At 44.9% G+C, this 14,830-nt stretch carries 20 protein-coding genes, 1 tRNA gene and 1 riboswitch; of the genes, 4 read left to right on the forward strand and 17 right to left on the reverse strand.

The annotated features are described in order from the left end of the window. Positions 1 to 319 precede the first annotated feature (319 nt). A complete protein-coding gene (locus ICN23_RS04105) occupies positions 320 to 1,216 on the reverse strand; it encodes a DMT family transporter (protein ID WP_255532693.1) in 897 nt (298 codons plus the stop codon). A gap of 51 nt (positions 1,217 to 1,267) precedes the next feature. Here ICN23_RS04105 and ICN23_RS04110 point away from each other — a divergent pair, with 51 nt between their 5' ends. Genes ICN23_RS04110 through ICN23_RS04120 form a run of 3 tightly spaced genes read left to right on the forward strand, consistent with a single transcriptional unit; the run spans position 1,268 to position 2,827 of the window. Further along, positions 1,268 to 1,774, forward strand: coding sequence for an MOSC domain-containing protein (locus ICN23_RS04110; protein WP_255532694.1), 507 nt, complete (start codon positions 1,268 to 1,270; stop codon positions 1,772 to 1,774). Continuing rightward, positions 1,767 to 2,165 carry a GNAT family N-acetyltransferase gene (locus ICN23_RS04115; RefSeq protein ID WP_216231030.1) on the forward strand — a complete coding sequence of 133 codons (399 nt, stop codon included), beginning with the start codon at positions 1,767 to 1,769 and terminating at the stop codon, positions 2,163 to 2,165. The genes ICN23_RS04110 and ICN23_RS04115 overlap by 8 nt, the downstream gene beginning before the upstream one ends. A gap of 17 nt (positions 2,166 to 2,182) precedes the next feature. Then, on the forward strand, positions 2,183 to 2,827 hold the full coding sequence (locus tag ICN23_RS04120; protein WP_216231031.1) for a histidine phosphatase family protein: 645 nt from the start codon (positions 2,183 to 2,185) through the stop codon (positions 2,825 to 2,827). Between the two features lie 58 nt (positions 2,828 to 2,885). Here the strand turns inward: ICN23_RS04120 and ICN23_RS04125 are convergent, their stop codons facing one another. From ICN23_RS04125 to ICN23_RS04155, 7 genes are all read right to left on the reverse strand, one after another. Further along, positions 2,886 to 3,077 carry a hypothetical protein gene (locus ICN23_RS04125; protein WP_216231032.1) on the reverse strand — a complete coding sequence of 64 codons (192 nt, stop codon included), beginning with the start codon at positions 3,075 to 3,077 and terminating at the stop codon, positions 2,886 to 2,888. Between the two features lie 171 nt (positions 3,078 to 3,248). Then, a riboswitch (glycine riboswitch) is annotated at positions 3,249 to 3,352 on the reverse strand. Positions 3,353 to 3,495: 143 nt separating this feature from the next. Further along, the gene (locus ICN23_RS04130) at positions 3,496 to 4,230 is read right to left on the reverse strand and encodes a sulfite exporter TauE/SafE family protein (protein WP_216231033.1); all 735 of its coding nucleotides are present in this window, start codon (positions 4,228 to 4,230) and stop codon (positions 3,496 to 3,498) included. A gap of 12 nt (positions 4,231 to 4,242) precedes the next feature. Then, entirely contained in the window at positions 4,243 to 4,395 is a 153-nt protein-coding gene (locus ICN23_RS04135) for a hypothetical protein (protein WP_216231034.1), read from the reverse strand. Positions 4,396 to 4,494: 99 nt separating this feature from the next. Next, the gene (locus ICN23_RS04140; RefSeq protein WP_216231035.1) at positions 4,495 to 4,893 is read right to left on the reverse strand and encodes an MAPEG family protein; all 399 of its coding nucleotides are present in this window, start codon (positions 4,891 to 4,893) and stop codon (positions 4,495 to 4,497) included. A 9-nt stretch (positions 4,894 to 4,902) separates the two neighbouring features. Further along, positions 4,903 to 5,586, reverse strand: coding sequence for a haloacid dehalogenase type II (locus tag ICN23_RS04145; RefSeq protein WP_216231036.1), 684 nt, complete (start codon positions 5,584 to 5,586; stop codon positions 4,903 to 4,905). 67 nt (positions 5,587 to 5,653) lie between these two features. After that, on the reverse strand, positions 5,654 to 5,806 hold the full coding sequence (locus ICN23_RS04150; RefSeq protein WP_216231037.1) for a hypothetical protein: 153 nt from the start codon (positions 5,804 to 5,806) through the stop codon (positions 5,654 to 5,656). A gap of 54 nt (positions 5,807 to 5,860) precedes the next feature. Further along, on the reverse strand, positions 5,861 to 6,415 hold the full coding sequence (locus ICN23_RS04155; protein WP_216231038.1) for a peroxiredoxin: 555 nt from the start codon (positions 6,413 to 6,415) through the stop codon (positions 5,861 to 5,863). Here ICN23_RS04155 and ICN23_RS10000 point away from each other — a divergent pair, their 5' ends adjacent. Continuing rightward, entirely contained in the window at positions 6,416 to 6,544 is a 129-nt protein-coding gene (locus tag ICN23_RS10000; protein ID WP_255532695.1) for a hypothetical protein, read from the forward strand. It abuts the gene before it with no gap. Here the strand turns inward: ICN23_RS10000 and ICN23_RS04160 are convergent. From ICN23_RS04160 to def, 9 genes are all read right to left on the reverse strand, one after another. Beyond that, positions 6,541 to 7,242, reverse strand: coding sequence for an outer membrane protein (locus tag ICN23_RS04160; RefSeq protein ID WP_216231039.1), 702 nt, complete (start codon positions 7,240 to 7,242; stop codon positions 6,541 to 6,543). The two genes, ICN23_RS10000 and ICN23_RS04160, sit on opposite strands and share 4 nt — an antisense overlap. 110 nt (positions 7,243 to 7,352) lie before the next feature. Next, positions 7,353 to 7,428 (reverse strand) — tRNA-Phe (locus ICN23_RS04165). A gap of 93 nt (positions 7,429 to 7,521) precedes the next feature. Beyond that, positions 7,522 to 8,205, reverse strand: a complete 684-nt coding sequence (locus tag ICN23_RS04170; RefSeq protein ID WP_216231040.1) for a response regulator — start codon at positions 8,203 to 8,205, stop codon at positions 7,522 to 7,524. Between the two features lie 2 nt (positions 8,206 to 8,207). Then, positions 8,208 to 10,517: an ATP-binding protein gene (locus ICN23_RS04175; protein ID WP_216231041.1), complete on the reverse strand. Its 2,310-nt coding sequence runs from the start codon at positions 10,515 to 10,517 to the stop codon at positions 8,208 to 8,210. Beyond that, positions 10,514 to 11,095, reverse strand: coding sequence for a DUF4390 domain-containing protein (locus ICN23_RS04180; protein WP_255532696.1), 582 nt, complete (start codon positions 11,093 to 11,095; stop codon positions 10,514 to 10,516). The genes ICN23_RS04175 and ICN23_RS04180 overlap by 4 nt, the downstream gene beginning before the upstream one ends. Further along, positions 11,092 to 12,408, reverse strand: coding sequence for a 16S rRNA (cytosine(967)-C(5))-methyltransferase RsmB (gene rsmB / locus ICN23_RS04185; RefSeq protein ID WP_216231042.1), 1,317 nt, complete (start codon positions 12,406 to 12,408; stop codon positions 11,092 to 11,094). The genes ICN23_RS04180 and rsmB overlap by 4 nt, the downstream gene beginning before the upstream one ends. Before the next feature lies 1 nt (position 12,409). Continuing rightward, positions 12,410 to 13,276, reverse strand: coding sequence for a zinc metalloprotease HtpX (gene htpX / locus ICN23_RS04190; RefSeq protein ID WP_216231043.1), 867 nt, complete (start codon positions 13,274 to 13,276; stop codon positions 12,410 to 12,412). Positions 13,277 to 13,278: 2 nt separating this feature from the next. Next, the gene (gene fmt / locus ICN23_RS04195; protein WP_216231044.1) at positions 13,279 to 14,277 is read right to left on the reverse strand and encodes a methionyl-tRNA formyltransferase; all 999 of its coding nucleotides are present in this window, start codon (positions 14,275 to 14,277) and stop codon (positions 13,279 to 13,281) included. An 8-nt stretch (positions 14,278 to 14,285) separates the two neighbouring features. Continuing rightward, on the reverse strand, positions 14,286 to 14,801 hold the full coding sequence (def, locus tag ICN23_RS04200) for a peptide deformylase (protein ID WP_216231045.1): 516 nt from the start codon (positions 14,799 to 14,801) through the stop codon (positions 14,286 to 14,288). Between the last annotated feature and the right edge of the window lie 29 nt (positions 14,802 to 14,830).

Genomic DNA, 14,830 nt, shown 5'->3' on the forward strand with positions numbered 1-14,830 from the left:
GTGCGCCCTAGATAGGGGAATCTCTTGAGCAAGCCTTTGAGATTCATCATTCCATTACTCTAGGAAATTTATGGCTGTAGGCCAAAACCAAAGAACCAGAAAAAACGACTCTATGCTTACCAAAACTGGTAAAGCGCGTTTAGGGCCCCTTAACACAGCGCAGCTTACTAAATTATTAGAAGCAAGCACAAAACCAAAAGAGAAAAGCAAAATATTGCGAGCACTTAGCAAACATAAAGTTGTTGTCGCATAATTAAAAAGCCCCGTTACTGGGGCTTTTTAATTACATCGCCATATAAAAGTGAGAAACAAAAATTGACTAGACTCTTCTCACCAACATTCTTTTACCGAGCATTACTGTAGACACTACCAAAACTGCGAAGATTAAGTTCATTGCTGTGAGGGAATCACCAAGCAAAATGCTGGCTGCCACTAGAGTGCAGAATGGCTGGACTAACTGGACCTGGCTTACTCTTGCAATGCCACCAATCGCAAGGCCCTCATACCAAAAGAAGAAGCCAAGAAACATCGAGAAGATGCTGAGATACATAAAGCTCATCCATGCTACGACACCTGCATCAATATATTCAGGGCTATATGTCAGCCAAGCCATCGCCAAATTGATGGGCAATGAGATTACCAATGCCCATGAAATAACTATGCGGGGATTTATCTTCCTTGAAAGCTCGCCGCCCTCTACATAACCAACACATGCACTGATGCCGCCCAAGACCAAAAGGCCATCAATATAAGTAAAGCTGCCCGAGCTCTTGAGCAGTGCATATAAAACAACTAGGCCAGCGCCCAGTAGAGATACCAGCCAAAAACCCAATGAAGGTCGCTCTTTAAAGCGCAGCACCCCAATTACCGTTGTAGCAAGTGGCATCATTCCCAAAATAACAGCCCCATGAGACGAAGAGCCATGGGTCATTGCTACAGTGGTAAAAATAGGAAACCCAAATACAACGCCTAGGGCTATCACTACAAACTTTGTAAGTTCGACTTTGGTCGGCATGCCTTCTTTTTTATAGGCAAGATATGCTAGCGCGACTAAGCCTGCCAAGCTTGCTCTTCCAAAAGCAATGAAATAAGGGTTAAAACTTAAAACAGCAATTTTGCTAACCGGCAGCGTTAAGCTAAAGATCAGAATACCTATAAAGCCAATCAACATTCCCTTGGTTTCTTTGCTCACCATCACCCTTTTTCTTGTGTTCAATTGATTGTATTAACAATCTCCCATGGGGGCTGTAATATTCAATGACTAACCATGAAATTGAATGCCCATATAACAGCCATTTATATTGCGACTGCAGCAGGTACGCATATGAAGCAGATGAACTCCGCCAAAATAATCGCTGGCATGGGCATTGAGGGTGACCGCTATGCTTTGGGCGCAGGGGCTTACTCCGCAAGCAAGCCTACCAAGGTGCGTCACATTAGCTTAATTAGCCTATCGGGAATTGAGACGGCAAATGACTGGCTAAAGGCCGGTGATGAGCCCAGCTTTCATGGTGCTGAAACACGTCGCAATGTCGTACTCAAGGGGATCACTGCAGATGAGCTCAATGACTTCGTAGGGCAACGATTTCAGCTGAGTAGCATTCAGCTGTTGGGCACAGAACTTTGCGCGCCATGCGAAAGGCCCGCCCAACTGCTCGGCAGACCAAGCTTTATGGAAGCATTTGAAGGGCGTGGCGGTATCCGAGCTGAAGTCCTAAGCTCAGGGGTTTTAACCATTGGTGATCAGCTATCTATAGAAAATGAAAATGATTGAATACCGCGACGATGCCATTATCACCGCTCAGCAAGCAATAGACCTCTACAAACGCTCTACGCTTGGAGAACGACGCCCCATTCATAACGTACAAACCTTTGAGGCCATGATCAAAAATGCCAATCTCACGATTACCGCTTGGGATGGTGAAGTATTAGTAGGCATTTCTAGATCATTAACCGACTTTGCCTATGTTGCCTATCTGGCAGACCTGGCAGTTGATCAGCAATATCAACGCTCTGGAATTGGTAAGCAACTCATTGAAGAAACCAAATCTCGACTAGGCCCTGAATGCATGATCGTACTTCTCGCTGCGCCTAAGGCAAATGAATACTATGGGCATATTGGCTTTGAGCACAATCCACGCGCCTGGACTCTAAAAAATAATTAAGTCTTTATGATGGCTGCATGACTACTACTCGTTTTTGTTTGGTGCGTCACGGTGAAACGAATTGGAACGCCGCACGTCGCCTACAAGGCCACACCGATATAAGCCTAAATGCTCGAGGACTTGCTCAAGCAGAGCAAATGGCTCATGCTCTTAAAAAAATTAATCTTGCATTTGATGTTTTATATACCAGCGATCTTGAGCGGGCAGCTAAAACCGCAAAAGCAATTGAGCAACTGTTTAGCACAACCGCAATTACCAATGCAGCGCTCAGGGAGCGGCATCTTGGTGCGCTACAAGGACTCACTACTGATGAAGCGCCGCAGATTGAACCAGAGCTTTGGAAATCGCATATCAGCAGAAATATTGCCGAGGAATTACGTGGTGGAGAAAGCATTCAGCAGTTTGCCAATCGCATCAACACTGCGCTTGAGGAAATTCGTATCCAGCATCTCGGTAAAACGATTTTGTTGGTAAGCCATGGTGGTGCGTTAGATATGATGTACCGTATCGCAAGCAATCAAGCGCTAGAAGCCGAAAAGGTCGTTGCAGTGCCCAACGCCTCCCTCAACTGGATCAGCCATAATGGATTGAATTGGAAAGTAGATGCCTGGGCCCAAACTGGCCACCTGGAAGATTTAGCTCTGGATAATTTGGATTTATAAAAATCTAAAGATTCAGTAAATAAATAAGCCACCGAAAGGTGGCTTATTTATTTTTCAATTACTTAGCAGCGTGCAGTTTATTTTGATCTGATGCACAAAAATCAACGATCACATCAGCAAAACTTAAGTAACGAGAATTACTTTTTCTAAAGCGATCAATTTCCGCAGCTAGTGGCGAGGATGCGCCCTTAAAGCCAGCATCTTCGTAACCAGGGTGATAAGGAGCCTCTTCAACAAATTTATTAGTCATACATTTACCTTAATAAGTTAGCGCCCAAAATCAAAGTCGATATTGGGAAATACAGATGAATTCAAAGCCGCAGTTGCGGCACGATAAAAATTCGCGAACTATTCAATCTGAATATGCATAGAGACTCTCCCAAAGCAGTCCAACACACGAGCTAATGCCGCGCTGATGGATGCCGCTCCCCCTGTCCTTGATACCTGAGAGATTCACCCTAAGCGTGGCTTAGGGCTTGCTCCTTCGGTGCACCATCAAAATGGTGGCTCTCCAGACGGCTATTTAGGATAAGCAGTACCTTCCTGGTGGATACCTGAGCGTTCATGGGAGTTTGCGCCTTCGGTGGAGGGAAACCCTCACTCTCCTGCTTATAAAAATTATAACCGGATATCACTTTTATCAAACTAGTGATTTATACCGATATTCACTAAAAGGACATCGACAGAATAGAAAGTCCAGAAATCAGCATTACCAATTCCATCAATATTAAAAATTTATGTTCCGGCAATGCGAGCACGATTTTTTTAGAGAAAATGGAGCCGGCTAAAACACAAGCACCTATCAGAAACCCTTGAATGATGGCCGTCATATTTAAAAAACCCAGCTGATGAAAAGCAATGCCTTTGGTAAATAAAATTGATAAAGTGCTTGCCGCCTCTGTTCCTAAGAAAGCGCCCTTGCTTAAGCCATAAGCCAAAAAGAAAGGGGTATTGATGGCACCCGTAGTCGCGACAATTCCTGTTAAATAGCCAATAGCGGCACCAACAAAACCCATCTGCCATAGTGATAGGTAGAAATTCTTTTTACGCATCCAACGACGAATAGGAATTAATACAATCAGAAAAATTCCCAAAGTCATTTCGATGAGACGTTCATCAAGCCGTACTAAAGTATTAACACCCAATACGGTGAATGGGATGGCAGCTAAGCTATAAACTAAACAAACGCGCCACTGAATAACGCTCCACCAAAGAAAAATGCGCGAGAGATTTGCTACGGTAGCAACCAAAGCAATGACCGGAATTGCCTGAATAGGTCCATAAAAATAGACCAAAGCAGGCATCAAGATAATAGTGGTGCCAAAGCCAATGACGCCACCCAATACACCAGCGCCCAGGCCCAAAGCCCCCAGAACAAAGGCCTGAATTATGAGATCAGGCAAGCTCAATCACCACTAACGCCCCTGACAATCTACCGGTAATTCCCACAAGGGCTTGCCTTGGCTATAGTCGCAGTTAATTCCAACTGGTGAAGTGGAGCTTGCGGCACAAGCACTTAAACCCAAAGTAACCAAGCTTACTGTTACAGCAAGAAATAATTTTTTCATATCGCTTTATCCTGATTGAAGACCGTCTAGTACATAAAAACTCTTTGTAATGATTGAATATTAAAACTTAAACGCTTCTATTTTCAGATTTTTTGATCCCTATGCCACCAACCCATGCAAGGACCAGCCCAAGTTTAAGACAACTAGCGTAATAAGAGTGCCGAAAGTAAATTTCATTCCTAATACGCGATTACTAAAATTGGGGGGCGGCTCATGAATGCCTTTGGCATGAATTAAACGTCCAATGATTAAAGCCATCCCCGGTAGAACAACGAGCCACCAAGGGGCGCCATTTAACTCGAGACAAGCAATCAAAATTAAACCGAATGGCACATACTCGGCAAAGTTACCTTGCGCACGAATGGCCCTCTCTAGATCGTCGTGACCCCCGCTTCCCAGGCCAACTTTATTTTTTCTTCTAAGCCCAATCACTGCAAAAGAGAGCTTAACGAAAATGATGGTCAAGATTGAGGCAATAATTGCAGTAATCAGTAGCATGTTTTTTCCTTAAATCACTTCCAAAACTTTACTTAAGGAGGTTCCTTCATAGTTTGGTTTTTCGCCAATCTCTTCAAAAGGGTGCCCAAGACGATTCACCCAAAACACATCAAACCCATACCATTTGGCTGCAAGTGCATCCCAGGCATTACTAGAGACAAATAAGATCTCTTCTTTCTTTGCTGGAAATGCTTTTAACAGAAGCTCATAAGCTTGAGGCGCTGTTTTAAACAAGCGCACATCCTCAATAGTCACCACCTGATCTAAGTACGGCTCAAGACCATTGCTTTCCACCACCGTGGCTAGCATCTCTCTACTGCCGTTAGACAAAATAGCAGTAGAGATTCCTTTTTCTTTTATTGCCTTAAGAACATCTAAGCTATCTTCAAAGCCGGTAAGCTTTGCATACTGATCCATCAGTCGTTTTTCGCATTGCTCTGTGAGGTTTAACCCCATACGCTTGCAAACATATCGTAGCGACCGAATAGTTAACTCCCAAAATGGAAGATAGTATTTGCTTCCAGCGGGATTGGGGTCGCTCATTGTGACTAAGCGGGTGTACTCAATTTGACGGTCACGCCACATCAAAGCAAAAGCCTGTCCATGACCCGGAAATAATTCTTCTGCCAACTGCCCCATGGAATACACGTCAAATAAAGTGCCATAGGCATCAAATGCAATCAGCTTATACATGCTGTCCCCCAATTTTTTATATGAATGTCTATCTCGCTAAATAAAAAACCACCCGAAGGTGGTTTGTTTAACCGCCGCCAGTGCAATCTGGATTTTTATCTTGCACAGGTATTCCGGGAAGACAAGTAACTCCAACGGGTGAAGATGTGCTTGCGCCCGCACAGGCACCAAGCAAAAGCACGGTGGCTAGTGCCAATAAATTAAGTGTTATTTTTTTCATATGCCTTCAAGTATACCCATGAATTTCTTTGAATCGACCCAGGCAAATACTGGCCTAATGGCTTTTCAAATATTCAATCACCCAGGCTGGATCGCTGTCACTTGGGAAGATTGGATAGTGAACTGCCTCTATCACGCCCTTATTCGCAATTAAAGTAACCCGCTTTAGTAATGTCATTCCAGCCGCTACAAAGGTTGGCATATTCAATGCCTTTTGAAATTGATAGTTCACATCACTAACTACCGGGAATGGGAGGTGAAGTCTATCGGCCATCTCTTTTTGATACTCAGTCGTTTGAACACTTAAACCCACTACTTCAGCGCCCAATGCCTGAAGTTCTTGATAGTGATCTCTAAAGGAACAGCTTTGCGGCGTACAACCTCTTGCCCCAGGAATTTGATCCCAACCATCAGGCAAGGCAACATTGGGCTGCCCTGTCATTGGATAACAGTAGATAACTAATTTACCTTTGATGTCGCTAAAGTTAACAGTCTTACCATTGGTAGCAGTTAAAGAAATATTGGGCAGCTTCATTCCCTTCAAGTGATTGGTTGAGCCATCATCTTGAGGAATTGGAAGATCTGTAGGGAGCTGATTGAGATTTGTCATATGCAAATACTATACAAAACAAGCGCTCATAAGCAAGAAGGCAATAAAAAACCGCCCGAAGGTGGTTTTGATGTTTCTTGGTGGCCCGGGGCGGAATCGACCGGCTCCGAGGATGAACAATTTAACTAGAAGCGATAACCTAGGGTTAAACCAGCATAATTGTAGGTTGGCTGGTTTGAAACGCTAAAGGTGTATGGACCATACCCCCCCATCTCACCTCTTTCGCTGTAAGTCTTTTTGGAAAAGTTAATCTGGTAAAGCTCTGCGCCGACATAAATGTTTTGTGTCACGGCATACTTGCCGCCTAAGCCATACAAAAATCCGGTCGTATTCCCAAAATTAATTGGATCTACCGAACCTCCATCTGAAAATGAATAGGACATCGAGGAAGATGCCTGGGCAACTCCAAGCTTAAGAAAGCCCAAAATATCTTTTGAAAAGTAATAGCCGGGCTCTATTGAAATGCCCATTACATTTTTCAAATTCATTGTTCTAGTCATTGTTGAGCCATCTGAAAAGCCTGTTACATTGCTTCCAACATCATTAGAGCTTGCGTTGTAGAAAACATTGGCAGCCAAATTTAGGTTGTTAGCAAAACCATATGAATATCCCAGAGAAATTGAGCCAACAAAATTGGTTTTATTGGCGGTAAAGCTACTACCGGGGCCAGGGTCTGAGTTATCAAAAATCAAATTTTGCGACTGCTGACTTTTTGTCATTGAGGCACCAAGTCCAAGCTGAAGATTTACGCCATCAAAAGCACCTTCAGCAAATGCTGCTCCAAAAGGTGTTACAGCAAGTAGCAAGGAAATAAAGAGTTTTTTCATAGGGGTCTCATTTTGTAACTAGGGATTATGTGAATTATTCAGGAAATTTATCATTTAGGCTACCGTATGCCAAAAATAAAAAACCACCCGGAGGTGGTTTTGGTATTTCTTGGTGGCCCGGGGCGGAATCGAACCACCGACACAAGGATTTTCAATCCTCTGCTCTACCGACTGAGCTACCAGGCCAAGACTTGGAATTATAACGAATTTGCTTTGGGCGCCGTTGATTTGCCAGATTGGCTTAATTCCGGGGGCGAGCAGCCCATTGCCAATAGGTGATTAGCTTTCGCCTTTATTACGAGAGGTGTCTATTCCTAGCGCTTTTAGCTTGCGATATAAATGGGTGCGCTCTAGGCCGGTGTATTCAGAAATCTTCGTCATGCTACCGCCCATGATTTGCATCTGATGCTCAAAATAAGCCTTTTCAAAGAGATCTCTAGCCTCTCTTAGCGGCAGGTCAAAATACGTTTTTGCAATTCCACTAATGTATTCACCATCAGCAGGCGCGGGGGCTGACTCAACTACCGCTTGCTTTGGTGTTGCTGCAGCACTATTGCTAGATTGAACGATTCGCTCTTGTTCTGGTTCAACATATTTAGGAGAGCTTTCTAAAGCTTTGCTCACTGTCTTCAACAGCTTTTGTAAAGCAATCGGCTTTTCTAAAAAGTTCAAAGCGCCAATTCGCGTTGCTTCAACAGCGGTGTCAATCGTTGCGTGACCAGACATCATCACTACGGGCATCGTCAACTGACCAGTGTTGGACCACTCTTTTAATAATGTAATGCCATCCGTATCTGGCATCCAAATGTCTAGCAAAACTAAATCGGGGCGCATCTGCTCTCGAATAGTGCGTGCTTGTATAGCGCTCTCTGCGGCGTACACGGTATGGCCTTCATCTGTAAGGATCTCATTGAGAAGCTCACGAATACCCATCTCGTCATCTACAACCAAAATACTAGCCATGCTTAGGCTGCCTCTTTTGCTAGATTCATAAACAATATTGATACTTGCGCACCAATCACTTCTTCACCCGACATACGATTGCGGATTTCAATTTTGGCCGCATGATCATCAACAATTTTCTTGACTACCGCCAAACCCAATCCTGTACCTTTGCTCTTTGTTGTTACATATGGCTCAAAGGCTCTTGCCAATATCTTAGCTGGAAATCCAACTCCACAATCACTTATTGATAAGCGCACTGCATTTTGAACCACGCCATTGTGCTCGCCATACGGCACCAACTCTGTTTTTACCTCTACTGGACTACCAGGATTGGGGCCTTCAAGAGTCGCGTCTTGAGCGTTTTGCAGCAAGTTATGGATTACCTGCCTGAGTTGGGTTGGGTCGCCCATAATGTTTGGGCACCCTGGATCCAGGTTGGTTTTCAGAGGACTTCCTTCATAAAGACCTAAGATCTCAGAGGTAAGTGTATTGATAGAAACTGGCTTCAATTGAGGGGTTGGGGTCTTTGCAAAATCCCTAAAATCATTGACCATTTCTTTCATGGCCTGCACCTGACCAATAATGGTTTCGGTGCTGCGATTAATCATTTCTTCTTGCTCTGGACTCAACTTGCCGGCAAGTTTATGTTGCAATCTTTCAGCTGAAAGCTGAATAGGTGTAAGTGGATTTTTAATCTCGTGGGCTAGGCGTCTTGCTACCTCGCTCCAGGCAATCGATCTTTGTGCGCTCACCACGTCGGTAATGTCGTCAAAAACTACCATGCGCAAATCACCGGTCAACTCTGTGCCGCGCACAAACAGCGTGACGCCCAATTCATTTTCAAACTCATTGGTGCTGTGTAACTGAATTTGTTTTTGCCACACTGGCGCATTGGTTTGATTAGACTTTTGCTCCACCCCACCCTCACCAGCTACAGCAAGTTTCATGGTGGCAAAACCCTCTTTGATGGCCCCCTCAAACTCTTGCAAAGCAGGACTGCTGCTCAGCGGTCTTCCATCAAGCTGAGTTAGGTCTTGCCCAAAAATTCTGTCGGCTCCAGCATTGCTAGAAACAACGTTGTAGTTTTTATCAAAAATACATACGCCTGCAGTAAGGCTTCCCAATACTCGCTCCAAGAAAGCTTTGGACTCCTGCAAAGAGGTGCGGGTATCTGCCAACTGTCTTGTCATAACATTAAATTGACGCGTAAGCATGCCAAGCTCATCACCAGTATCTAACTCGGGCTTGGGTGATAAGTCACCCTGTGCCACTGCCTGCGTTCCTTTTAGCAGCATGAGCAAAGGGCGAGCAAGTTGTCTACCCAACATAAGTGCCAAGGTAATAGCTACAAATACAGCAAAGAAGAGGGTCAGGGTTAGCGTACCAACAAACATCTTGCGCAGACCTGTGCGTCCCAGTGACTTTTCTTGATATTCACTATATGCAGATTCAACCGCAAAAATATTCTTTGCCAATGGGGCAGGAATATAGCGCACAAGCTGCAAGAAATATCTATCTTCCGCATCTTTGCTAGAGTCCACCCTACCGTGGGTAGCCTTCTTGCGAACAATGGGAACAATTGCCCTAATGCGATAGCCACGCTGCCCGCCATCCATTTCAATTTGATCTAAAAAGGTAGCGCCCTTATTTTTAAAAGCCTCTGCAACAACATCAGCAGTGGGCGCAGGAAAATATTTTTTAGGCTTTAGCTCGCTGGTGATAATTAAATTACGCTGCATATTAAAGAGGCTTACCTCTTGAATACCAAATTGATTGCGAATCTTCATAATGACCGCACCAACCTGATCTGTTGTGGCGCCCGAAGGAATCTGCACAATTTGTTCGGCAATAAAATTGCCTTCGCCTAAGATTTCTTCTTGGGCAACTCGCAAAGTAACTCGACCCAACTCCAGACCAGAGTTCAATGCTGACTCTACCTTTACATCAAACCAGGTTTCAATGCTGCGTGATACGAACTGCAAAGAAACGCCGTACAAAATCAATCCCGGGACGATGCCAACCAAGGCAAAAATCATTGCCAGCTTTGCGATTAGGCGTGTGCCAAAATGGCCTCGATACCAGCGCACTGCAATCACTGCCACCAAAATCAAAATAACCAATGTCAGAGAAATGCCAATCACTACGTTTGCGGCATACAACCAAATAAAATAGTTATCAAAAAACTCTGTATTGGATGAGGCGATTGCTAATAAAACCAAGAGCAAGAGAGCGAAAACGCCAATCAATCCAATCGTGATTGGAATTACTTTTTTGCTCCAGACTTTTGATGTAAAAAAGCCTGGGTCCAGAAGGGCTGCTATCGATCTCATCGCTTAATCAGATTGGGGCCATTTGGAGAGAACGGAAAGCGATACCAATCGCTCGATACATTCCAGTCGCGATTATTTAATGCATTGACCTGGAATGGTTTTGGTAACTTGCTCAGGTCCAGGGTCATCCGCATGCTTGCGGTATATGATTTGCCGGGGTCCAGTTGTGAGCTATCCATTACACGCCAACTACCTATGCTCCCTACGGCCTGTAATGCTTCAGACATAGATTTGGCAGAAAAGGTAAAACCTTCAGAAGCAATGCGGTACTGCTGTGTCAATGGTTGATACGACAAACGAGTTTGTCTTTGTATGAGGGCTGGCTTCTCATCAAACCAATACCAACGTGATCTTGTTAAATCAAACTCTGTTTGAAAATATAAAACTACGCCTTTTTTTACTGCATCTTCTAGGCCTGGTGATAATTCAATCTGATAAGTAGCACTCAAAAGCCAGTCGTTGTCTGACCTCTCCAGCTCAAAGGATTTGATCTTGATACCTTCTGCACTAACGGTTGTTGAGAGAACTCCCAAAGCCATCAAGAACAAAAAGAGGAGTTGTTTAATTCTTCGGCTCATGGCCCATTTTTCTTAAACAAAGCATAGTAAAAACCGTCATTTAACTCGCCAGGCAAAATCTGGCCTGGAGCATCTAATCGTACCGCATCAGAGTGCTGCCTCGCAAACCAATTAGCCTGATCCTCGCCCTCCTCAACAAATATCGAGCAAGTCACATACAAAAGAGTGCCCCCTGGCTTCAGCATCTTCCAAGCTTGGTTCAAAATGCCTCGCTGTCGTTCTTGTAAGGCCCGGATATCTGCTTCACGTCTCAGAAATGGAATGTCTGGATGTCGCGACACAATACCCGATGCAGAACAAGGAGCATCGAGCAAAATTTTGTCAAAAGGAATGCCGTCCCACCAGGCGGATTTTGAAGCATCGCCACGCACTACGCGCACCTTGTCAGAGCGCAAGCGAAGGCGGTCTAAATTGCCACCAATTTTTCCTATCCGATCACCATCTAGCTCCAAAGCCTTCATTGAACAATCAGCAAGCTCTAGTAAGTGTGCGGTCTTCCCACCGGGAGCAGCACAAGCATCTAACACCATCTCACCATCATGGGGGCTTAGCAAAATCGCAGCAAGCTGTGCTCCCGCATCTTGGACGGATACAGCGCCACTATAAAAACCTGGCAGATCAGAAACGGGTACCGCCTCTGGAATCAAGAGTGCGCAAGACAATGTAACGCCAGCCACCTCCTCGATAGGTTCTGATGAAATTCCTGCCTCAGACAACAGAGATTGATATTGCTCGCGCGTATATTGACGCTGATTTACACGCAAAATTAATGGTGCACGCTTGGCCTGCTGAAACAAAATTGATTGCCAAGACTTAGAGTAATTGCGCTTGAGATTTGCTCGCCACCATGCGGGTACATACATTGGGATTGGATCTGGCGGGTAGCGCTTCTCGCCCTCAAGCGGTTGCACTAAAAGACTTACCTTACGCAGAACTGCGTTTACCAATCCCTTGGCATACATAGTCTTGTCATACTCACTACATGCTTTAACCGCTTGATCAACAATAGTGTGTGCTGGATAGCCTTTGCTATCTGCCCCATCATGCAAAAACAAAGCAATGGCAATGCTCAATAAATGATCGGTCTCTGGCGGAGGGGTCTTTGGAATAAATTGTTTGATCAACTCGTGCGAGCGCACCCATTTGCGGAGGGCATCAAAACTAAGGCTCTGAACAATCGGGCGTTCGTGTGGCTCAAGCTGATCTAAAACTTCTGTAAGCGATCTTCCGCTCATCACCTCACTAATCGCTTGTGCAGCTATAGTAATTGCCTCAGAAAGCGGGAGACTGCGTGGTTTTTGCTGATCAGTCAAATTAATTTGCTCCGGGGTATACCCCGTTTTTAGCCATATGCATTAAGCGTGCCACCCGCTCTTCAGTGGGAGGATGTGTTGAAAAAAGTTGTGCAAGACCGCCAGCGCTTAAAGGATTGAGAATCATCATCTGCGCAGTTTCAGGATGCTGCTCAACAGCCTGAAACGGGATGCCTTGTGCATAGTTATGAATTTTTTCCAGCGCATGTGCGAGAGCTTCCGGGTCAGAGCTAATTTCTGCACCGCCGCGATCGGCCTCATATTCTCGCGCGCGAGAAATGCTCATCTGAATCAGGCTTGCTGCAATTGGTGCCAATATAGCCACCATTAAGCTTGCTATTGGATTGTTGGGTCTTCCCTCTGAATCGCGCCCACCAAAGAACATCGCAAAATTTGCTAGCGCAGAAATTGCACCGGCCATAGTTGCAGCTACCGTTGAAATCAAAATATCCCGATGACGAACATGTGCAAGTTCATGCGCCATTACACCGCGTAATTCACGATTCGAAAGAATTTTTAGAATCCCCGTTGTGGCAGCAACGGAAGCATTTTCTGGATTTCGTCCTGTTGCAAAAGCATTGGGTGCATCTTCATTAATCAAAAATACTTTGGGCATCGGCAAACCTGCCTTTTCGGCTAGCTCTTTCACTAACCCATAAAACTGAGGCGCAGATCTTTCGTCAACCTGCTGTGCATTAGTCATCTTTAGCACCATGGTGTCAGAAAACCAATAGCTAAAAAAGTTCATGCCAACCGCCATAAGCAAAGCCATTAACATGCCCTGCTCGCCACCCAACATGCCGCCAACCACAATAAATAAGGCGGTAATGGCTGCCATCAAAACAGCAGTTTTTGCAAAATTAAACATTTCTACTCCTTTGACTGAAAATGCAACCGTTTTTCACCGTCACCAATTGACTGTAGGCCTGTTTTGGCACCTATTTTTTTTCCACCAGGTTTTTGTATTTGAGTAACCTCGATTACGCCTTGGCCACATTGAATATATACGCCTTCGCCACTAAACCCAATTACATCACCGATATTCCCAGTTGGGCTTATAGCCCCATCATCAGCGACCTGAGAATCCCAAAGCTTCACGATAAGTCCGTTGACCTGACTGCTTGCGCCGGGGAAAGGATTAAAAGCTCGAATACGCAGATCGATTTCGTTTGCACTTAAAGCCCAATCAATTTCCGCCTCGCTTTTTAATATTTTTTCGGCATAAGTAATGCCTGTATTTGGTTGCGGCGCTCGAATCAAGTCTTTACCTTGCTGCAAAGCGTCTAGTGTTTTAACAATCAGATCAGCGCCAAGTTGCGCCAATCGGTCATGCAAACTAGCGCTTGTTTCATCGCGCGTAATAGCAATCTGAGCATCCATCACTACGTCACCAGTATCCAGTCCTGCATCCATTTGCATTATGCAAACACCGGTGTTGGCATCGCCCGCCTCAATCGCTCGCTGAATTGGCGCAGCACCACGCCAACGAGGAAGTAGAGAGGCGTGAATATTAAAGCCACCAAATCTTCCGGGCCGCTCACTTATATCTAAAATTTCTTGGGGAAGAATCAAGCCATAGGCAACAACAACCATGGCATCAAACTCAGTTGATGAGAGGCGCTCATAGGCTTCCTCGGCTTGTGCTTTTTTTTGTGGATCAGCGTTGGTGCGTCTTAATGTTTCTGGCTGCAATACCGGAATATTTTTTTCTAAAGCAAACTCTTTAACCGGGCTTGCTTGTAAATGCATCCCCCTGCCAGAGCGGCGATCAGGCTGAGTAAGCGCTAGAACAATTTCATGTCCTGCAGCATCGATTGCGCGCATGGCTTGCGCAGCAAACACCGGGGTTCCAGCAAAGACAATTTTCATTGGGGCGCTTAGCGCTGACCTACTAATTCTTTAGCGCGCTTCTTCATTTTTTGTGAGATACGAGTTCGCTTCAGGATTGATAAATATTCGACAAATACTTTTCCTTGCAAATGATCTAACTCGTGCTGCAAACAAACTGCCAACAAGCCATCGGCATTTATTTCAAATTCTTTGCCGTCAATATCTAGTGCCTTAACGCGAATTTCTGCTGGCCTTTCAACTTCGTCATAAAACTCAGGGACAGACAGGCAGCCTTCACGCCAAGATTTCGTTTCCGCACTTGCCCAAATAATTTCCGGATTGATAAAAACCATCAACTCGTTTTGCTCATCAGATACATCGATCACTACGATGCGCTCATGAATATCTACTTGGGTTGCTGCCAAGCCAACGCCGGGGGCTTCATACATAGTGTCCGCCATATCAGCGACAATTTTTTTAATGCGAGCATCAACCTGCGCTACCGGTTTTGCAACCTTGTGGAGGCGGGGGTCTGGATAACAAAGGACATTTAACAAAGCCATATAAGAATTATCCAACAGAGCTATCAGTC

This window comes from Polynucleobacter sp. MWH-Jannik1A5 (assembly GCF_018881795.1).
GTDB lineage: Bacteria > Pseudomonadota > Gammaproteobacteria > Burkholderiales > Burkholderiaceae > Polynucleobacter.